The sequence below is a fragment of the Mesorhizobium sp. M0833 genome, assembly GCF_040319905.1.
Lineage (GTDB): Bacteria > Pseudomonadota > Alphaproteobacteria > Rhizobiales > Rhizobiaceae > Mesorhizobium.
In genome coordinates, this window is the sequence record NZ_JAMYOQ010000002.1 from 78248 (window position 1) to 97753 (window position 19506).

The 19506-nt window shown below is 63.4% G+C and carries 24 protein-coding genes; 19 read left to right on the forward strand and 5 right to left on the reverse strand.

The window, feature by feature from the left end; all coding sequences use genetic code 11:
- Positions 1 to 81 precede the first annotated feature (81 nt).
- The 12 genes from NKH98_RS02515 (at position 82) to NKH98_RS02570 (ending at position 9455) form a co-directional block, all read left to right on the forward strand.
- The gene (locus NKH98_RS02515) at positions 82 to 963 is read left to right on the forward strand and encodes a transporter substrate-binding protein (protein ID WP_254816528.1); all 882 of its coding nucleotides are present in this window, start codon (positions 82 to 84) and stop codon (positions 961 to 963) included.
- 68 nt (positions 964 to 1031) lie between these two features.
- Positions 1032 to 1697 (forward strand): amino acid ABC transporter permease, encoded by a 666-nt coding sequence (locus tag NKH98_RS02520; protein ID WP_254816527.1) that lies wholly within the window; start codon positions 1032 to 1034, stop codon positions 1695 to 1697.
- 1 nt (position 1698) lies between these two features.
- Entirely contained in the window at positions 1699 to 2349 is a 651-nt protein-coding gene (locus tag NKH98_RS02525) for an amino acid ABC transporter permease (RefSeq protein ID WP_254816526.1), read from the forward strand.
- Between the two features lie 4 nt (positions 2350 to 2353).
- Positions 2354 to 3148 carry an amino acid ABC transporter ATP-binding protein gene (locus NKH98_RS02530; protein WP_352896477.1) on the forward strand — a complete coding sequence of 265 codons (795 nt, stop codon included), beginning with the start codon at positions 2354 to 2356 and terminating at the stop codon, positions 3146 to 3148.
- A gap of 34 nt (positions 3149 to 3182) precedes the next feature.
- Complete coding sequence (locus NKH98_RS02535; RefSeq protein WP_352504994.1) at positions 3183 to 3641, forward strand: RidA family protein; 459 nt, start codon at positions 3183 to 3185, stop codon at positions 3639 to 3641.
- A 26-nt stretch (positions 3642 to 3667) separates the two neighbouring features.
- Complete coding sequence (locus tag NKH98_RS02540) at positions 3668 to 4873, forward strand: aminotransferase class V-fold PLP-dependent enzyme (protein WP_352896480.1); 1206 nt, start codon at positions 3668 to 3670, stop codon at positions 4871 to 4873.
- A 165-nt stretch (positions 4874 to 5038) separates the two neighbouring features.
- The gene (locus NKH98_RS02545; protein ID WP_352476153.1) at positions 5039 to 5986 is read left to right on the forward strand and encodes a metallophosphoesterase family protein; all 948 of its coding nucleotides are present in this window, start codon (positions 5039 to 5041) and stop codon (positions 5984 to 5986) included.
- Positions 5987 to 6102: 116 nt separating this feature from the next.
- Positions 6103 to 6345 carry a cupredoxin domain-containing protein gene (locus NKH98_RS02550; RefSeq protein ID WP_502894185.1) on the forward strand — a complete coding sequence of 81 codons (243 nt, stop codon included), beginning with the start codon at positions 6103 to 6105 and terminating at the stop codon, positions 6343 to 6345.
- A gap of 25 nt (positions 6346 to 6370) precedes the next feature.
- Positions 6371 to 6931, forward strand: a complete 561-nt coding sequence (locus NKH98_RS02555; protein WP_352896487.1) for a sigma-70 family RNA polymerase sigma factor — start codon at positions 6371 to 6373, stop codon at positions 6929 to 6931.
- Entirely contained in the window at positions 6928 to 7761 is an 834-nt protein-coding gene (locus tag NKH98_RS02560) for an anti-sigma factor family protein (protein ID WP_352504989.1), read from the forward strand. The genes NKH98_RS02555 and NKH98_RS02560 overlap by 4 nt, the downstream gene beginning before the upstream one ends.
- 123 nt (positions 7762 to 7884) lie before the next feature.
- The gene (purE, locus tag NKH98_RS02565) at positions 7885 to 8382 is read left to right on the forward strand and encodes a 5-(carboxyamino)imidazole ribonucleotide mutase (RefSeq protein ID WP_352504988.1); all 498 of its coding nucleotides are present in this window, start codon (positions 7885 to 7887) and stop codon (positions 8380 to 8382) included.
- Positions 8379 to 9455 (forward strand): 5-(carboxyamino)imidazole ribonucleotide synthase, encoded by a 1077-nt coding sequence (locus NKH98_RS02570; protein ID WP_352896491.1) that lies wholly within the window; start codon positions 8379 to 8381, stop codon positions 9453 to 9455. Before purE ends, NKH98_RS02570 begins: the two co-directional genes overlap by 4 nt.
- Before the next feature lie 91 nt (positions 9456 to 9546).
- Here NKH98_RS02570 and NKH98_RS02575 read toward each other — a convergent pair whose 3' ends face one another.
- A complete protein-coding gene (locus NKH98_RS02575; RefSeq protein WP_352896494.1) occupies positions 9547 to 9969 on the reverse strand; it encodes a lysozyme inhibitor LprI family protein in 423 nt (140 codons plus the stop codon).
- A 235-nt stretch (positions 9970 to 10204) separates the two neighbouring features.
- On the opposite strand from NKH98_RS02575, the gene ykgO reads away from it, so the two are divergent.
- Together ykgO and NKH98_RS02585 are read left to right on the forward strand one after the other, a co-directional pair.
- Positions 10205 to 10330, forward strand: a complete 126-nt coding sequence (gene ykgO / locus NKH98_RS02580) for a type B 50S ribosomal protein L36 (RefSeq protein ID WP_006203764.1) — start codon at positions 10205 to 10207, stop codon at positions 10328 to 10330.
- Positions 10331 to 10423: 93 nt separating this feature from the next.
- Positions 10424 to 11023, forward strand: a complete 600-nt coding sequence (locus NKH98_RS02585; RefSeq protein WP_352454860.1) for a tetratricopeptide repeat protein — start codon at positions 10424 to 10426, stop codon at positions 11021 to 11023.
- A 120-nt stretch (positions 11024 to 11143) separates the two neighbouring features.
- Here the strand turns inward: NKH98_RS02585 and NKH98_RS02590 are convergent, their stop codons facing one another.
- From NKH98_RS02590 to NKH98_RS02600, 3 genes are all read right to left on the reverse strand, one after another.
- A complete protein-coding gene (locus NKH98_RS02590; protein ID WP_352896497.1) occupies positions 11144 to 12232 on the reverse strand; it encodes an NAD(P)H-dependent flavin oxidoreductase in 1089 nt (362 codons plus the stop codon).
- A 215-nt stretch (positions 12233 to 12447) separates the two neighbouring features.
- Complete coding sequence (pyk, locus tag NKH98_RS02595; RefSeq protein ID WP_254816515.1) at positions 12448 to 13878, reverse strand: pyruvate kinase; 1431 nt, start codon at positions 13876 to 13878, stop codon at positions 12448 to 12450.
- Complete coding sequence (locus NKH98_RS02600; RefSeq protein WP_502894192.1) at positions 13875 to 14339, reverse strand: DUF1036 domain-containing protein; 465 nt, start codon at positions 14337 to 14339, stop codon at positions 13875 to 13877. Before NKH98_RS02600 ends, pyk begins: the two co-directional genes overlap by 4 nt.
- A gap of 267 nt (positions 14340 to 14606) precedes the next feature.
- On the opposite strand from NKH98_RS02600, the gene NKH98_RS02605 reads away from it, so the two are divergent.
- The 4 genes from NKH98_RS02605 to NKH98_RS02620 all read left to right on the forward strand — a co-directional run bounded on the left by NKH98_RS02605 (position 14607) and on the right by NKH98_RS02620 (position 17540).
- Complete coding sequence (locus NKH98_RS02605) at positions 14607 to 15404, forward strand: N-formylglutamate amidohydrolase (protein ID WP_254816514.1); 798 nt, start codon at positions 14607 to 14609, stop codon at positions 15402 to 15404.
- Between the two features lie 26 nt (positions 15405 to 15430).
- Positions 15431 to 15739 (forward strand): DUF1244 domain-containing protein, encoded by a 309-nt coding sequence (locus tag NKH98_RS02610; protein ID WP_254816513.1) that lies wholly within the window; start codon positions 15431 to 15433, stop codon positions 15737 to 15739.
- A gap of 11 nt (positions 15740 to 15750) precedes the next feature.
- Positions 15751 to 16212: a cupin domain-containing protein gene (locus NKH98_RS02615; RefSeq protein ID WP_254816512.1), complete on the forward strand. Its 462-nt coding sequence runs from the start codon at positions 15751 to 15753 to the stop codon at positions 16210 to 16212.
- 146 nt (positions 16213 to 16358) lie between these two features.
- Positions 16359 to 17540: an MFS transporter gene (locus tag NKH98_RS02620; protein WP_352896501.1), complete on the forward strand. Its 1182-nt coding sequence runs from the start codon at positions 16359 to 16361 to the stop codon at positions 17538 to 17540.
- Here the strand turns inward: NKH98_RS02620 and NKH98_RS02625 are convergent.
- Positions 17498 to 18409 (reverse strand): LysR family transcriptional regulator, encoded by a 912-nt coding sequence (locus NKH98_RS02625; RefSeq protein WP_352476142.1) that lies wholly within the window; start codon positions 18407 to 18409, stop codon positions 17498 to 17500. The genes NKH98_RS02620 and NKH98_RS02625 overlap by 43 nt on opposite strands.
- Positions 18410 to 18503: 94 nt before the next feature.
- Here NKH98_RS02625 and NKH98_RS02630 point away from each other — a divergent pair, with 94 nt between their 5' ends.
- On the forward strand, positions 18504 to 19466 hold the full coding sequence (locus tag NKH98_RS02630) for an SDR family oxidoreductase (RefSeq protein ID WP_352896504.1): 963 nt from the start codon (positions 18504 to 18506) through the stop codon (positions 19464 to 19466).
- Positions 19467 to 19506 lie beyond the last annotated feature (40 nt).

Sequence of the window (19506 nt, forward strand, 5' to 3'; positions counted from 1 at the left end):
TTGTAAGAGACAATTACATCAGTTGCAACCGATGCCTGTATCGCTGGTCCAAAGGGGAACACAACACGAAAGGAGGTCGCCGTGAACGACACATCCAAAAGGCGTGAATTTCTGAAACTGGGAATGGCCGGGCTTGCAACGGCCGGAGTGATGAGCGCCGCTACCGCGGTCGACGTTCAGAAAGCGGCGGCCCAGGCAGCGCCGGACAGCCTGCTGCGCACCGTCCTCGAGCGCGGCAAGGTGATCGTCGGCACCGGCAGCACCAATGCGCCCTGGCATTTCGAGAACGACGCCGGCGAACTGGTGGGCATGGACATCACCATGGGTCGCATTCTCGCCAAGGGGCTTTTCGACGACCCGACCAAAGTCGAATTCGTCATGCAGGATCCGGCTCAGCGCATTCCGAACGTGACCACCAACAAGGTCGACATCACCATCCAGTTCATGACCATGACCGCCCAGCGCTCGCAGCTGATCCACTTCTCCAGGCCCTACTACGTCGAAGGCATCGCCTTGCTGACCCTTCCGAACGCCGAAAACAAGACCTTCGACAAGCTGCTTGCCGCCGGTTCGGCGACCCGGATTTCCATCCTGCAAAACGTTGATGCCGAGGCAAATGTGCATATCGTGCTGCCGGAGTCGCAGGTGATGCAGATAGACACGCAGGCCAACGTGCTGCAGGCCCTGGAATCCAAGCGCGTCGACGCTGCCGCGGTCGATCTGTCAACGGTCCGCTGGCTCGCCTCGCGCAATCCGGACAAATACTTCGATGCCGGCAAGAGCTGGTTCTCGATGCTTTATGGCGCCGCACTGCGGCAGGGCGACCTCGACTGGCTGACCTTCGTCAACCAGACCTTCACCATCGCCATGTTCGGCCATGAAACGGCACTCTACGACGCTGCGTTCAAGGATTATTTCGGACAGGAGCCGCCGGCCCGCCATCCCGGTTTCCCGGTCATCTGATGCAAGCAGGCGGAAGGACAAACGTCCTTCCGCCCCCCTCTCATCACAGCCCTCTATGACGGGGATGCATGGGTTATACCCTCAACTTCAACCTGATCTGGCGGCATTTCGACAAGCTCTGGGGCGGACTGCTGTTAAGCCTCGAACTGGCCGTCATCTCGATCGCGATCGGCATCGTCATCGGGCTCGTTCTGGCGGTCTGGTATGTATCGGCCGGACGTGCGGTGCGGACCATCATCGCGGCCTATGTCGAGTTCATCCGCAACGTGCCGCTGATCCTGCTCGTCTATCTGGTCTTCTACGGCCTGCCGACGGTGGTCGACATTGCCTACAGTGCGCAAACCTCATTTGTTGCCACGCTATCGCTATACAGCGGCGCCTACCTGGTCGAGGTGTTTCGCTCGGGGCTCGAGGCGGTGCCGCGCGGACAGCTCGACGCCGGCAAGGCAATCGGCCTGACGCCATGGCAAAGGCTGCTCCACGTGCGCCTGCCGACGATGCTGCGCATAACCCTGCCGGCGCTTTCCAACACATTCATATCGCTCTTCAAGGACACGTCCGTGGCATCGGTCATCTCGGTACCCGAGCTCACCTACGGCGCCCAGTGGATCAACTTCAACACGTTCCGCATTGTCGAGGTCTATCTGGTGGTGACGGCGATGTACCTGCTGACCGGCTATGCGCTGCTTTTCGCGTTGCGGCTGGTCGAGCGCCGGTTCAAGGCGGCGCGCTGAGATGCTGAGCCAGATCATTTACGCCTTGCCGTTCCTCGCCGAAGGCTTTGCCGTGACCTTGTGGGTGTCGCTGCTGGTCGTGGTGCTATCGCTCATCGCCGGCGTGCTGATGGGCGTCGGCCTTGTCTACGGTCCGGCTCCGCTGCGCTGGGCAGTGCGCATCTTCAGCGACACCATACGCGGCATTCCGATCCTGGTGCTGATCTTCTTCGTCTATTACGGCCTGCCCGCGGTGGGGCTGCATCTGGAATCCTTTTGGGCGGCCGTACTCGCCCTCACCCTCTTCAAGACCGCACAGGTGGTCGAATATCTGAGGGGCGCCGTCGGCTCGATTCCCAAGGGTCAGTCCGAGGCGGCGATGGCGATCGGACTGACCTTTCGCCAGCGGCTGGCCTACGTCATTTTTCCGCAGGCGTTCAGGCGCTTCCTGCCACCCTGGATCAATGGCGTGACCGACGCGGTGAAGGGCAGCGCGCTGGTCTCGCTGCTCGGCATCACCGACCTGATGCAGGCAATCAACCAGGTCATCGGCCGCACCTATGAGGCGATGCCGCTCTACATTCTCGGTGCGCTCGTCTACTTCGCCGTCAACTACGCCCTCTCCTTGGCCAGCCGGCGGCTGGAGCAGCGTTTCTCCTTCATCCGGGAATAGCAAGATGTCCAATGCCTCGCACCAGAATCCGGCACTTCTCGATGTCTCCGAGGTTTCCAAAGCCTTTGGATCCGTCGAGGTCCTGCGCTCCGTCAGTCTCAAGGTGACACGCGGCGAGGTGGTGACTGTCATCGGCCCTTCCGGCAGCGGCAAGACCACGCTGCTGCGCTGCGTCAACTTCCTGGAGAGCTACGACAGCGGCTCGATCCGTATCGATGGCAAGGAGGTCGGCTATCGCGAGACGGGAACACGCCAGCGACGCAGCGAGCGCGACCTGGCGGCGATGCGAGCCGAGACCGGAATGGTGTTCCAGAGCTTCAATCTGTTTCCGCATTTGACTGCCGCCGGCAACATCATGCTTGGCCTGCGCAAGGTGCGCGGCAAGAGCAATGCCGAGGCCCGCACCATTGCCGAGCACTGGCTCGGCCGGGTCGGCCTCGCCCACAAGGCCGATAGCCTGCCGGCCGAGTTGTCCGGCGGCCAGCAGCAGCGCGTCGGCATCGCCCGCGCCGTGGCGATGGAGCCGAAGATACTGCTTCTCGACGAGATAACTTCGGCGCTCGACCCCGAACTGGTTGGCGAGGTGCTCGAGGTCGTTCGCAGCCTTGCCAAAGACGGCATGACGATGCTGATGGTCACGCATGAAATGGCTTTTGCACGCGATGCATCGAGCCGCATCGTTTTCATGGCGGACGGCGGCGTCAGCGCCGTCGGACCACCCGCCGAGATTCTGGCGGCGGGGTTCGACAATGAACGCCTTCGCAGCTTCCTGGCGCGATTTCGCGCCTCGCATTTTTGACATCGGACGGCGAAAGCTGTCGCAAGGAGCTTTTATGACGCCTTACATCCGGCTCGCGGAATTGGGCCTGACACTGCCCGAGCCGCCGAAGCCCATCGCCAACTTCGTCACCTATGCCGAGAGCGGACGGCTGATCTTCCTCTCCGGCCAGGGGCCGTTGCGCGCCGACGGCGCGCTCTGCACCGGCAAGGTCGGCGACGACGTCAGCGTTGAAGAGGCCTATGGGCATGCGCGTCTGACCGGCCTGAACCTGCTCGCGGTCATGCATGCGGCGGCCGGCGACCTCGGCCGCATCGTGCGCGTCGTCAAGCTGCTTGGCTTTGTCAATGCGACGCCGACATTCAGCGAGCACCCCAAGGTGGTGAATGGCTGTTCCGATCTTTTCGCCGCCGTCTTTGATAAGATCGGCGGACATGCCCGCTCGGCAATCGGTGTCGGCTCGCTGCCGGGCAACATCACAGTTGAAATCGAGGCGGTCGTCGAGATCGCCTGAAATCGTTCGAAACAGGATCTGCAGAGATGACGACCTATGCCGCTGACCGTTCCAACACGACAATCCGCGAACGGCTTGGCCTTCGCCCGATCATCAACGTTTCCGGTACGATGACGGCGCTCGGCGCTTCGATTATCGTGCCAGAAGCGATTGCCGCAATGTCGGAAATCGCCTCGCAATGGGTCGAGATGGACGATCTGCAGCGCGCCGCAAGTACTGTGATTGCACGCCTGACCGGCGGCGAGGCCGGCTTCATCACCGCGTGCTGCGCCAGCGGCATAACCATGGCGATTGCCGGCGCGATGACCGGAACCAGCCTTCTTGCGATCGAGCGGCTGCCGGACGACATTGAGGGCGTCAAGTCGGAGGTCATCGTCCAGCTCGGTCACATCGTCAATTACGGCGCGCCGATCGACCAGTCGATCCGGTTGGCCGGGGCGAAGACAATACCCGCCGGCACGGTGAGCGTGACGCAGGATTATCACGTGCGCGACGCGATCCGCGACCGCACCGCGGCCGGCCTCTACGTAGTTGCGCACCACACGGTGCAATACGGCATGCTTTCGCTCGAGGAGTTCTGCGAGATCTGCCACGCCAAGGGCGTGCCGGTGATCGTCGACGCCGCCTCCGAATACGACCTGCGCGGCTTTCTCGCACGCGGCGCCGACATCGTCGTCTATAGCGGGCACAAGTTCCTCAGCGGACCGACAAGCGGCATCGTGACGGGGCGCAAGGATCTGGTGCGGGCCGCCTATCTCCAGAATCGTGGCGTTGCGCGGGCGATGAAGGTCGGCAAGGAAAGCATTGCCGGCACCATGGCGGCCCTGGAAGCCTGGGAGCGGCGCGACCATGCCGGCATCCGTCAGCGGGAGGAAGCCGCCCTGCATCTGTGGAAAGACGCATTGCAAGGACTGCCCGGTATCGCCGCGCATATCATTCCCGATCCGACCGCCAATCCGCTCGACCGCCTGCAGGTGTTTGTTACGCCTGAAAGCAGGTTCACCGCCGCCGGCCTTGCCTCGGCGCTGGCGGCGGGCTCGCCCCCCATCATCGTGCGCAACCACGAGGTCGAGCGCGGTCACTTCTTCCTTGATCCGTGCAACCTGCACCCCGGCGAGGCAGAAATCGTCGCCGAGCAACTTCGCGCCGTGCTGACCGCGAAGGAGCGTCCTGCGGATGCGATGAAACCCGCTCGCAAGCAGTCCGCCGGGGCCTTGCGCTGGCCGGACTAGATATCGCCAGAACGTGGTCGAGCCAGTGCCTTCCAGCGCCGGCTTGGCATCGGGCCAGTGCGCCATCACGGCACTGTGAATGACTTTTTGGTCGTCGGGCGGAATAAACCACCCCGCCCATTGGTCTCCCATGCAGACGCCATTCCGGCGTTGCAGGAGACCGGTATGACCCACCACCACGACAATGAAGCTGACGGCATCAGCCGCCGTCATGCACTGGAATGCATGATCTGGGCCGGCACGGGAGTGCTGTGGACGATTTCGGCCGGCGTGCCGGTTTCGCTCAGCCTGCTCGGCGCGGCGCAAGCCGCAGAAGCCTTGGCCACCGGCTTCACTTTCCTTCAGATCTCCGACAGCCACATCGGCTTCGACAAGGCTGCCAACCCGCACGCCATCGACACGCTGAAGGAGGCCATCGGCAAGATCCAGGCGTTGCCGCAAAAGCCCGCTTTCATGATCCACACCGGCGACATCACCCATTTGTCGAAAGCCGCGCAGTTCGACAACGCTGCCCAGATCATCGGCGGCGCAGGCTTCGACGTACATTATGTGCCCGGTGAGCACGATCTGATCGACGACGGCAATGGCCAGGCCTATCTCGACCGCTACGGCAAGGGCACCAAGGGCGCCGGCTGGTATTCGTTCGACCAGAACGGCGTCCATTTCATCGGGCTGGTCAACGTCGTCAACCTGAAGGCTGGCGGGCTGGGCAATCTCGGCGCCGACCAGTTGGCATGGTTGGCCGATGATCTGAAGGCGGTCACCGCCTCGACGCCAATCGTCGTCTTTGCCCACATCCCGCTATGGGCTGTTTATCCCGAATGGGGCTGGGGCACCGACGACGCGGCGCAGGCCTTGGCCCTGCTCAAGCGCTTCGGCTCTGTCACCGTACTCAACGGCCATATCCACCAGATCATGCAGAAGGTCGAAGGCAACGTTACCTTTCATACCGCGCGCTCGACCGCTTTCCCGCAACCGGCGCCGGGCACCGCAGCCTCACCCGGGCCGATGACGGTACCTGCCGGCCAGTTGCGCAGCCTGCTCGGCACAAGCAGCGTGACGGTCAAGCAAGGCGGGCAGGACCTCGCCATCATCGACAGCACGCTGGCCTGAGGGGAAATGCGATGATCCGCTTCCCATCCCGCGTCTTGGTCGTATCCCCTGTCACGTTCGGTTTGGCGGCGATCCTGATAATGGTTGCCATGCCACTGAACGCAGCAGACCAGCCAATGATCAAGATCGAGAACTTTGCCTTCACACCGGCGGTGCTGACGATAAAGCAGGGCACTACCGTGACCTTCGAGAATGACGACGACATCCCGCATCTGGTGATCGCCAACGATGCCTCGTTTCGCTCCAAGGCGCTTGACACCGGTGACACATATGCCTTCACCTTCACCAAAGTGGGCGACTATGCCTATTTCTGCGGGCTTCACCCGCACATGCAGGGCAGGATCACCGTCGCTCCGTGAGGATTTTCGGAAGGTTCTGCCCGGGATGCCGGGCGATGCGACGGTGTTGAACCAAGAGGCCGCGACCGAGCGCTTTCGCGAGGTGGTTCTGCCCCATCTCGCGGATGCGCTTGCGCTTGCCCGCTGGCTGACGGGCAACGCCGCCGATGCGGAGGATGTGGTGCAGGAGGCCTGTTTGAAGGCGCATGCGGGCATCGCCGGCTATGCCGGCGGCAATGCGCGCGCCTGGCTGCTGGCGATCGTGCGCAACGCCTCTTACTCCTGGCTGGCGCGCAACCGGCCGCGCAGTATCGTCGCCGTCGGCGACCTGAGCGACCTCGATGACATGACGGCTGCATATGGCGCCGGCCTCCCGGATACGGATAATCCTGAGGCAAGCCTGATCGCCAAGGCCGACACGGCCGCACTCGAGGCGGCGATCGCCGCGCTGCCGCACCAATTTCGCGAGACTGTGGTGCTGCGCGACGTCAACGGCCTCAGCTATCGCGAGATCGCGACGCTGCTTGGCGTGCCGCTAGGCACGGTGATGTCGCGGCTGGCGAGGGCGCGCGGTCTGCTGATATCCCAACTTGGGAGGGCGCTATGAGCGCGCACAACGATGGACTGCCCGATGACCCGGCGGGCGTGGCGCTGATGATCCATGCCTTGGTCGATGGCGAGCTCGACGCAGCAGCAGCATTGGCTGTCGAGCGACGCATCGCGGCCGACCCGGCGCTCGCCGCCGAGCATGCCCGCATCGTTGCGCTGCAGACGGTCGTCAGCGGGCTGCCGAGGCTCGATGTCCGTGAGGATTTCAAGGCTCGCATCGCTGCAATCGGGACAGCCGGTATGGAGAAAGTGCTGCCGGCGCCGGCGCCCGCCGCTCGAGTGCTGCCAGCGCACAGGGCGATGCACCGATTTGGCGCGTTCGACTGGCGCGCGCTGGCGGCGTCGATCGTCGTTACCGCCGTGCTGGCCAGCGGCGCGACGCAATGGATGATGCTGAGCAGGGCGCCCGACAGCTTTGCCGCCGCGGTCGCCAACGGCCACCGCCGCAGCCTGCTGGCAGCCAGCCCGGTGGACGTCGTCTCGTCGGACCGGCACACGGTCAAACCCTGGCTGGATGGCAGGGTCGGCCTGTCTCCGCCGGCACCTGACCTTGCCAGTGACGGCTTCGCGTTGCTCGGCGGCCGGGTCGAGGTGATCGCCGACCAGCCAGTGCCGGCACTGGTCTACAGGCACCGCGAGCACCTGATCACTCTCGTCGCCGCGCCCGAGGAAACCGGCTCGACAGCCGGACCGGTCGATCTTTCTGCTGGTGGCTTCTCGCTGGTCCACTGGAGCGACAGCGCCTTTTCCTACTGGGCGATTTCCGATACCGAACGGCCTGAACTTGACGACTTCGTCAACCGCTTCCGAGCAGCGGCCGCCCGATGACAGACCGCCCAAGTCCATGTGCGTAGCCACGCAGACGGCATAAGCGGCTTTGCCGTTTCGGCCATCCTTGCGGCTCCCCTCGATTTCCGCTAATGCGCGCCTTTGCCGCCGGAGAGCAGAAGCTTGGACGATCACCGCGCCGACGTCGCCATCATCATGGGCAGCCAGTCCGACTGGGCGACGATGCGCCACGCCGCCGAAACGCTTGAGGCGCTTGGCATTTCGCACAAGCGGCTGATTGTCTCGGCCCACCGCACGCCCGACCGGCTCTATGAGTTCGCCAAGGGCGCCAAGGCGGCCGGCTACAAGGTGATCATCGCCGGTGCCGGGGGTGCGGCGCATCTGCCCGGCATGACGGCGGCGATGACGCCGCTGCCGGTGCTCGGCGTGCCGGTGGAATCAAAGACGCTGTCGGGCCAGGATTCGCTGCTATCAATCGTGCAGATGCCGGCCGGCATTCCGGTCGGCACTTTGGCCATCGGCAAGGCCGGCGCTGCCAACGCTGCCCTTCTCGCCGCCGCGGTGCTGGCGCTGAGCGACGAAAAGCTCGCCGCCCGGCTGGATAGCTGGCGCGCCGCGCAGACCGCCAAGGTGGCCGCCGAGCCCACGGACGCGCCGTGAGCCTGCCGGCGGGATCGAGCATCGGCATCATCGGCGGCGGCCAGCTCGGCCGCATGCTGGCGATGGCGGCGGCCCGCCTCGGCTATCGCATCGTCGTGCTGGAGCCGCAGCCGGATTGCCCGGCGGCACAGGTCGCCAACCGGCAGATCGTCGCCGCCTACGACGACGCGGCCGCGCTTGGTGAACTGGCTGCGGCCAGTGCCGTCGTTACTTATGAATTCGAGAACGTTCCGGTCGCGGCTGCCGCGGCACTTGCCTCCACGGTGCCGGTCTATCCGCCGGCACGCGCACTGGAAGTAGCGCAGGACCGGCTGGCGGAAAAGAAATTCCTCAACGGTATCGGCATACCGACCGCGGATTTCAGTCCCGTCGACAATGACGAGGAACTGACGGCTGCGCTGAAACAGTTCAACGGCAGCGGCATCTTGAAGACGCGCCGCATGGGCTATGACGGCAAGGGCCAGCGTGTCTTCCGCAACATGGAAACAGGCGGCTTTGCCGGCACTTGCGAGGCGATGGGCAACGTGCCGTTGATCCTGGAATCCTTCGTCACTTTCGAGCGCGAGATTTCGGTGATTGCCGCGCGCGGCAGCGACGGCTCGCTCGCCGCTTACGATCCAGCGTGGAATGTCCATCGCAACGGTATTCTGCACAGCTCGACGCTGCCGGCCGGAGTAGAATCCGAGACGGCGGCTGCGGCTCAAACGGCGGCGGCGGAGATCCTTGCAGCGCTCGACTATGTCGGCGTCATCGGCGTCGAATTCTTTGTCCTTGCCGACGGTTCGCTGTTGGTCAACGAGATAGCGCCGCGCGTCCACAATTCCGGCCACTGGACGGAGGCCGCCTGCACCATCTCGCAATTCGAGCAGCACATCCGCGCCGTCGCCGGCCTGCCGCTGGGAAATCCCGCCCGGCAGTTCGACTGCGTCATGCAAAACCTGATCGGCGACGACATCCGGCGCGTTCCTGAGCTGCTCGCCGAGCCCGATCTGATGCTGCACCTCTATGGCAAGGCCGAGGCACGGCCCGGCCGCAAGATGGGCCATTTTACGCGCGTGAGCCGCCGCAGCTAGAGCATGATGCCGAACCGAAGGTCCGCGCTAGCGAAAAGTGGAATCCGGTTTCGGAAAAGATCATGCTCAAACACAAAGTTAGAACCTAGGCTTACTGGATGTCGCCGCTCTCGTCCTCGTCGGGGCTGGCGCAGCTCACATCGCCTTCTGCGCAGGTCGAATCGGCGGTGAGCTGCTTGGTGCGATCGTCGGTCAGCCGCGTCAGGCATTCCGATATCAGCATCGGATAGATCGAGCCGCCTTCGCTGTCCGCGGCGGAATAGCTGCATTCCGCGTCGCGAAAAGCGATCCAGGCGCGCTGCGCCGTCTGCAACAGCTTCCTGGCTTTTGCGTCACTTCCGCCGATGAGATCCTGGTACGCCTTGTTGAGCTTGGCGTCGGCGGATTTGTAGTCCGCGTCGGCGCAGATGTTCATCATCTGCTGGCTGTCGTCGTTGCGGTCGCATTCCTGCGCATGGGCACCAGAGCCTGCCGCGAGCACGACAAGACAAGCGGACACAAGAATTCGGCGCATGACGATCTCCAATTCGCAACCGCATCATTCCAGCCGTCGCAAGCCCGCGCAATGCCGCAAGGCGCCAGTGGCGGATATTTGATGATACGAAACGGGCCGTATCGTTTAGGCAACGCGCTTGCGGTTGACACGGGCAACGCTCCTCGTCTATGAGCCACGCACAGTTCAAAGGCGCGTCTGTGGGCGCGCCTTAATAATTCGGCCCGTGACCGGGCCCAGACCGACGGGCAAGACCATGAAAATCAAGAATTCGCTCAAGGCGTTGAAGGCGCGTCACCGCGACAACCAGCTGGTTCGTCGCAAGGGCCGCATCTACATCATCAACAAGACCGCGCCGCGCTACAAGGCGCGCCAGGGTTGAGTTTCGACGGAGGCTGCGCGCCTCCGTTCGCATGATGCGACTCTCACGCTAAATTCAGTTTGACGATCCGGCGTCGGGGGCTAGATTCCCGCGATGCGGATTCTTTTTGCATTTTTCACGGCTTTCCTCGTTTCCGGCGCTGTCTCGCTGCCGGCGTGGGCTGAAGATCCGACCACAACTCCGCCGACAGCACCTCCGGTCGTCAAGACGAAACAGGCGCGGCTTGATCAGCTGTTTGCCGATCTCAAGCGCGAACGCAATGAAAAGGCGGCCGAGCGCATCGCCGGACGCATCGGCAGCGAGTGGTCCCAGTCGGGCAGCGCCTCTATCGACCTGATGATGCAATGGTCGCAGAAGGCGATCGAAAATCAGAAATTCGATGTCGCGCTCGATTTTCTCGATCAGGTGGTGACTTTGCAGCCGACCTATGCGGAAGGCTGGAACCGGCGCGCCACTGTTCATTTCATGATGAAGAACTACGGGAAGTCGATGGCGGACATCGACCGCACCCTGCAGCTCGAACCACGCCATTTCGGCGCGCTTTCGGGCCTGGCTCAGATCATGGCCGAAACCGGCCACAAGCAGTCGGCACTTGAAGCCTGGCAGCGCGTTCTCGGCATCTACCCGATGATGCGCAGCGCCCAGGACCAGGTCGCCGCACTTTCCGAGGAGCTTGCCGGCGAAGGCATTTGAAGCCAGTAGGGCAATAGGGGAGTAAGGCAGTATGTAAGTGGTGTAGATTGCACTGCGGAACGCATGCCCCCCTACTCCCTACTCCCTACTCCCTACTCCCTACTCCCTACTCCCTACTCCCTACTCCCTACTCCCTACTCCCCTATAGGCCCGATCTATGCCGCTTGCTTCCGTGACGAGTTTCTCCACAAGCGCGGCGGCCGGCATCTGCCGCAGCTTCGCAACGCCCTGCCCGGCCCAAATGGGCAAGAAGTCAGCCCGCTTGCTTTTATCCTTTGCCATCGAAAGCGGCATGACCAGACTCGCCTGTAGCGGAAACGCCAGCGCAGCATCTTCCTCACCAGCCATTTCCATCACAAACCGGTTGCGCACCATGCGCGCCGGGCGGCCCGTGAAGCAGCGAGTCACCGACGTGCTCTCGTCGTTGGCCGAGCGCAATGCTGCGCGATAGACTGGCTGCACATTGGCTTCAGGACAGGCCAGGAAAGCCGTGCCGATCTGCACACCAGATGCACCAAGTGCAAAGCTCGCAGCAATGCCGCGACCATCGAAGATACCGCCGGCGGCAATTACAGGCACCCGCACGGCATCGACAATCTGCGGTACGAGGGCCATGGTGCCGGCTGTGCCGATAGTAGGGTCGCCAGTGAATGTGCCGCGATGCCCACCGGCCTCGTATCCTTGGGCGATAATGGCGTCCACCCCTCCTGCCTCAAGCTGGCGCGCTTCCGAGACGGTGGTAGCCGAACACAAGACAGTACAGCCGGCCGCTTTCAACTGCTGCACAATTGCGGTGTCGGGTAGGCCGAAGTGGAAGCTGACCACCTTCGGGCGCAGCTCAAGCACAATTTCGAGACGCTCACGATCGAAGGTGGGGAAGGGCTCGCCCGGCTCGGGCACCGGTCCGAGGCCGACCTCCTCATAGCAGCCGCGAAGGCGGTCGCGCATAGTTTGGGCAGCCGCATCATCGCGTGCCGGCGCCGGGTGCGCAAAGAAGTTGACGTTGACCGGACGATTGGTGGCGTGCTGTGTCGCCGTGAGCTGCTCGCGGATAGCCGCAGCAGGCAGAATACCGCATCCGAGCGAGCCTAGTGCCCCGGCATTGCTGACCGCCGCCGCGAGTTCCGGTGTGGTGACGCCGCTCATCGGCGCCTGGATTATCGGGTGCTCAATGCCGAGGAGTTCCAGAAGATCAGTGCGCATCCACATTGGATCACCCTCCTCTTTCTCCCAGGAGAGATTAGCTTAACTGACTTCCAGCTCAAGTCGGACAGGACCTTCGAACCGCTTCACGGCCGGCTACAGGCCGATGCAAGCTGGCGAAGTTCGGCGTCGATCCTAACCCGACTGCCGTCGATGCGCCGGGCTGGCGCCGTGTTTACGACGCGCCATGCAGCCGGCCCATCCGGCAGCCGCCGCCGACGTTAGCGTCCGACTTCCGATCCGACATAGGCGATGCGCAGCATGTTGGTCGAACCGGGCGTCCTGAGCGGAACGCCGGCCGTGATGATGACGCGGTCGCCGGGCTTGCCGAAACCTTCGTCGAAGGCGATGCGGCAGGCGCGATCGACCATATCGTCGAGGTCGATGGCATCGGGAGAAACGACGCAATGCGTGCCCCACAACAGCGACAGCCGCCGCGCCGTGTTGAGGATCGGCGACAATGCGACGATCGGCACTTGCGGCCGCTCACGCGCGGCGCGCAGGCCGGTTGTACCCGAGGCGGTATAGGTTATGATGGCCGACAGCTTCAGCGTCTCGGCGATCTCGCGGGCAGCAAGCGAAATGGCGTCGGCGCCGGTCGCTTCCGGTTCCGAGCGCTGCGCGTTGATGATGCCGGCATAGGTCGGGTCGGTTTCGACCTTGGTGGCGATCCGGTTCATCATCGCCACCGCTTCGACCGGGTAGGCGCCGGCGGCGGACTCCGCCGAAAGCATGATCGCGTCGGCGCCTTCAAACACGGCGATCGAGACGTCCGAGACTTCGGCGCGGGTCGGCACCGGCGCGGTGATCATCGATTCCAGCATCTGCGTGGCAACCACCACAGGCTTGCCGGCGCGGCGGGCGGCGCGGGTGATCTGCTTCTGAATGCCAGGCACAGCTTCGAGCGGCATCTCGACGCCGAGATCGCCGCGGGCGACCATCAGCGCATCCGAAAGCTCGATGATCTCGGCCAGCCGGGCGACGGCCTGCGGCTTTTCGATCTTGGCCATGATCAGCGCCCGGCCGCGCGCGATCTTGCGCGCTTCGGCCAGGTCCTCGGGCCGCTGCACGAAGGACAGCGCCACCCAGTCGACGCCGGTCGCCAGAACCGCGTCGAGATCCCGGCGGTCCTTTTCCGTCAGCGCGCCGACCGGCAGGTCGGTGTCGGGCAGGCTGACGCCCTTCTTGTCGGAAATGGTGGTGCCGGCGACGACGGTGCAGACGATCGCCTTGCCGTTGCTGCTGACCGCCTTGAGCTCGAGCTTGCCGTCGTCGATCAGCAGGCGATGACCGGCCTCGACCGAACGCAGGATTTCGGGATGCGGCAGGTAGACCCTCTTCGAATTGCCGGGCTCGGGATTGTCGTCGAGCGTGAAGGTCTGGCCGACGGTCAGCACTTCTTTGCCGTTGGCGAACTTACCGACGCGCAGCTTTGGCCCTTGCAGGTCGGCGAGAACGCCGATCGGCCGGCCGACCGCCTCCTCGACGGCACGAATGCGGCCGACAAGCGTCCGCATCAATTCATGGTCGGTGTGGCTCATATTGATCCGGAACACGTCGGCGCCGGCTTCGAACAGCTTCTTCAGCATCTCCTCGGACGAGGAGGCCGGACCGATGGTGGCGAGGATCTTGACCTTGCGGCTGCGTCTCATTGACTGTTTGTTCCCGGGGCGGCTGCAGCGCCATCCGTTGCGGGCTCGTCAGTCAGCTGGACCATCCAGCTTGCCTGCTCGCCCGTGTCGTATTCCTGAAATCCGGCGCGCTGAAAGCCCCGGGCGACGCAGTCGGTAACGCCGGCAATCTTGAACTCTTTTTCGGCCACGCACATGTTGATCGGGCCATCCCAGCGTCCGCCGCGCTCGGCGTCTTCTGCATAAAGATAGTAAAACCTTGATGACAACGGTCCCTCGATCAGCGTCTTGCAGCTCGATCCTTCGATGTGCCACCAGCCTTCGGTGATCCAGCCGGCCTTGGCGCGATAGCCGATGCCGACGCCTACCAGGTTCTGCGTGGCGTTGCAGACCCGGAAATCGGCCCGTGCCGGCGAGGCCGTGATCACCGCGAAAAGGCCCATTGCCGGTATCAGGAGCGGCATGGCCAAGGCATGGCGCACACGCAGCCTGCCGGCGAAACCCATCCTGAAACCCCTCAAGAACCACATTTGCATCTCTCAACGCCCCTTTTCGGAAAAGTCCGTACGCATGTCAACGCGCCGATCTGTCCAATTCCAATCGATTTAGAAGGCTCCGGCGCGCTTGCGGTCGCCCCCGCTCAGTTTTTTGCAGAAACCGTGGCTAAACAACGGCATTGCGCAAGCGTTCTCTTCGTGGAATGACGATACCAGCCTCCCAGGAAGCCCGCGAACAGACCTTTCCCGCCGATGACCCGATCCACAGTTTTCGCGCCTTTCGACATCGTCGAAGGCGACCGCAAGCGCGGCATGGTGCTTTTGGCCGATCACGCTCGCCGCGACCTGCCGGAGGAATATGGCAGCCTTGGCCTGCCAGCGGCGGAGTTCGACCGCCACATCGCCTACGACATCGGCGTCGAGACTGTAACCCGCGAACTAGCAAGTCTGCTCGGCGTTCCGGCGGTGCTTGCCAATTTTTCACGGCTGCTGATCGATCCCAATCGCGGCGAGGACGATCCAACGCTGATTCGCCAGCTCTATGACGGCACCATCATCCCGGGAAATTATCCCATGGCGCCGGAGGAACGCGAAAGACGTCTGGACCGCTTTTACCGCCCCTATCATGATGCCGTCGGCGCCATGATCGCCTCGGTGGCGCAAGCGTCCGCGCAGGCACCTTTCATCTTTTCGGTGCATTCCTTCACACCGACCATGCAGGGCTTCGTGCGGCCGTGGCACGTCGGCATATTATGGGATCTCGACGATCGCGTTGCGCGGCCGCTGATCGACATGCTCGCCAAGGACAAGAGCCTCATCGTCGGCGACAACGAACCCTATGACGGCGCACTGCGCGGCGATACCATGTTCAGGCACGCCATCGTCAACGGATTTGCCCATGCGCTGCTCGAGATCCGCCAGGACCTGATCGCCGACCTTAAGGGTGCCCTCGACTGGGCCGAACGGCTGGCGCCGATCGTTGACGCGATCGATCGACGTGCCGATATACATGCGGTGAAAATATTCGGCTCGCGCACCGGACCGGTGTGACGGAAGGCCCAAGGGACGCCAAAGACATGACCGAACTCAGCGACGAACAAAAGCGCGATTTCGAAGCCGCTGCCTTCCGCCGGCTGGTCGCGCATCTGCGCGAGCGTTCCGACGTGCAGAACATCGACCTGATGAACCTCGCCGGCTTCTGCCGCAACTGCCTGTCCAACTGGTACCGCGATGCGGCGCAGGCCGAAGGTGTTGAACTCAGCAAGGAGCAGTCGCGTGAGATCATCTACGGTATGCCCTATGCCGAGTGGCAGGCACTGAACCAGATCGAAGCCTCCGATGCCAAGAAGGCCGAGTTCGAGGCAAGGCGCCCCAGGGATCACTAGGGGAGGAGGCCGTGCCTAAGATTGACGTTGCCGACGTGCCCGGACGCAAGGGCTCATCCTATCCACCGCCGTTCGATGCACCTTGTGCCGAACGCGTGCGGCAGCGGCTGGGCAACGCAGGCGGGCTCACCGACTTCGGCATCAATCTCATGCGCCTGCCGCCGGGCAACTGGTCGAGCCAGCGCCACTGGCATTCGCACGAAGACGAATTCGTCTACGTGCTTGAAGGCGAGCTGACGCTCGTCGAAGATGCCGGCGAGACGGTGCTGCGCGCCGGTGACTGCGCGGCCTTTCCGAAAGGATCAGGCAACGGCCATCACATGATCAATAAATCGGGCGCGATGGCGATCTATCTCGAAGTCGGTTCGCGCTGGCCCGACGACGTCGCCACCTGCTCCGACATCGACATGATGAGCACCAACGTTGATGGCCGGTTTGTGCACAAGGATGGCGCGCCTTATCCCGAGCCGTAAGGATTTCGGAGTGGACCGCCGAGATGGTTGGCCGACGCGAGAGGACGTAGCGTCTGGTCCAAGCACTTTCGGCGAAGAGCGCTTGACTGTGAATTGAATCGATCTAATTTGCCGCGCGAAGCCATTTCCGGACCGGATTCTACCCGATGGACGCGCAGAAAATGACGCAGACCGCGATTCGTGGACGCTGGGCAGTGGCCGGCATCTTCCTCGCTAATGGCTTCCTGACCGGGAGCTGGGCGCCGCAGATCCCGGTGTTCCTCACCCGGCTGGACATAAGCAAATTCACGCTCGGCCTGTTGATTCTGTTGTTCGGGGCCGGGGCCGTAACCGCCATGACCTGGTGCGGCCATCTGATCTCGAAGCATGGCTCGCGCACTGTGCTGCGCTGGTTCGGACTTGCCGGCAGCTTCGGCCTGTTGGTCGTGGCTCTGGCCCCCAACGTGCCGTTGGCGGCAATCGCCATGTTCATCTTCGGCGGTTCGATCGGCGGCATGGACGTCGCCATGAATGCCAATGCAGTGGCAGTCGAACGGCGGCTGTCCCGTGCCATCATGTCGTCCTCGCACGGCTTCTGGAGTCTTGGCGGTTTCGCTGGCGGCGCTTTGGGCGGTTTCGCTATCCAGAACTACGGTCACCTCGTCCATGCGACGGTGGTGACGGCTCTTGCCGTTGCCGTCATCGCCGTAGCGATCCGCTACCTGATCGCCGAGGACAAGCACCCAGTCGCCGAGCACCACAAATTCGCGCTGCCGGCAAACCCGCTGGTCTATCTGGTTGGGCTGATGGCACTGCTGACGATGATCTCCGAAGGTGCGGTGCTCGACTGGGCGGCGCTGTATCTCAGGCAGGAGCTCGGCGCCGATCTTGCCATCGCAGGCCTGGCCTACGCCGCCTTTTCCGGTGTCATGGCCGTCATGCGCTTCCTTGGCGATGGCGTCCGCAACCGTTTCGGTGCCGTTACGACGTTGCGCGCCTCGGCCCTTGCCGCTGCTGCCGGCATGCTGGTGGCCGGGCTGGCTCCCTCGCCGTGGCTCGCCATTGCCGCCTTTGCCTTTTGCGGCCTCGGGATTGCCAACATGGTGCCGATCATCTTTTCGGCCGGCGGCAACCAGGAGGGCATGGCGTCCGGCACCGGCATGAGCGTCGTCACCACAATGGGTTACTCAGGCATTCTGGTGGCGCCGTCGGCGATCGGCTTCATCGCCGAACACTCGAGCTTCGGCCCGATCTTCGTCGCTCTGTCCGGGCTGCTGATCGTCGTGCTGTTGATGGCCGGGCTCGCTCACCGCGCTGAATTCGCAGCCGAGGCAGCACCGGCTGAATAGCGCTTGAACTCTTCGTAGAGGAAATCCGCGACGCGGCGGATGCGGACGCTTGTACGCACGTCGCGGTGCATGGCGAGCCACACCGGCAGCGTCGGCAGCGGGAGACCCGGCAGCACTGTCTCGACCAGCGGATCACGGTCGGCGAGCGGCTCCTGGCCAAAGCCGATGCCGTTTCCCGCCCGCACTGCTTCCCACAGCACGATCTGATTATCGGTCCTGAAGCGGAAGGCATTGCGGGCAAGCGGGACGCCGAACTGGGCAAAGCCGCGAATGATCTCATCGCTGCGGTCGAAGCCGACCAGATCATGGCCGGCGAGATCGCGGGCCTCGCGCGGACGGCCACGCCGGTCGAGATAGGATTTTGCCGCGCAGGCGCGGAGCGGAATGTCGGTCACCTTGCGCGCGACCAGTTCATTCTGCGCCGGCTTGACCATGCGAATGGCGATATCGGCATCGCGACGCAGCAGATTCTCGACCTGGTTCGAGGCGACGATCTCGACCTCGATGCCCGGCTCCTCGAAACCAAGCCTCGCCATCATTTCCGGCAGTACATAGGCGGCCACCACTTCGCTGGCGGCAATGCGCACCGTACCCTCTATCGCCTCGACCGATCCCAGCGCCAGCAGCGAAAAGGCGCTTGCCTGCTCGCTCACCGCGCGACCCTGTTCAAAGAGCGTGCTGCCTGCTTCCGTGAGCGCATAGCCACGCCGCCCGCGCCGGAACAGGGTGACGCCGAGCGCCTGTTCCAGCTCGGCGATGTGGCGGCCGAGCGTCGGCTGGCTTGCTGCAAGTTTTCGCGCGGCGGCCGACAGGCTGCCGGTCTCCGCCACGGTGACGAAACTCTTGATCAGGTTCCAATCGATATCCATTCAAAATTGAATATCAGATTGCCATCTTTAGTCAATTTTCATTCGCTTGCGAAGAGACCACAACAGGGTCTCAACACAAACACGGAGACGAACAATGACCAAGATCGCAATTCTCGGCGCCAACGGCCGGCTCGGCCGCACGGTGGCCAAGGCCTTCCTCGATGCCGGCTACGATGTCCGCGCCGTCACCCGCGGCGGCGAGGTGCCGGCCGAGCTCAAAGGCGCCACGGCAATCGCCGGCGACGCGCTCGACCGCAAAGCGCTGATCCGCGCCACCGAAGGCGTCGACATCATCTTCAACGGCCTCAACCCGCTCTACACCGACTGGGGCAAGTGTCTGCCGATGGCGGAGAACGTCATGGCTGCCTGCCGGGCGAACGGCGCACTGCATCTCTTCCCGGGCACCGTCTACAATTACGGCTCGCCGATGCCGGCGGTGATCGCCGAAGACACGCCGTTTCGCCCGACGACGGAAAAGGGCCGCATCCGCGTCGCCATGGAAGATCTGTTTCGCCGCGAGGCGGACGCGGGTCGGGTGCGCACGATCCTGCTGCGCGCCGGTGATTTCTTCGGCGGCACCGGCAGCGGATCGTGGTTCGATCTGGTTGTCGCCGCCAAGATGACCAAGGGTATCTATACGGCACCGGGACCGGTCGATCTCGTGCATGAATGGGCCTATCTGCCCGACCTGGCCAAGACCTTCGTCGGGCTGGCTGACAATCTCCACAAGCTCGGCTCATACGAGGCGCTGAATTTTCCTGGCCATGCGGTGACCGATCTGGACATCAAGGCGGCCGCGGAGAAGGCGCTCGGGCACGCGCTGAAGCTGACGAAGATGCCGTGGTGGGTGCTGCGCGCCGGCAGCCCGTTCGTGGCGATGTGGCGCGAGATCGTTTCGATGTCCTATCTCCGCTTCGAGCCGCACCGGCTGGCTTCAGGCCGGCTGGAAGGCATTATCGGTACGATCCCGCACACGCCGCTGGAAGATGCAGTATCGGAAGCGCTTGAGGATATCGGCGTCGCCACAACCAAGCCGGTGCAGCAAGCTGCCCAATAAGGAAGTTGAAAAAGACGGATGGTCTGACGGTCATCCGCCG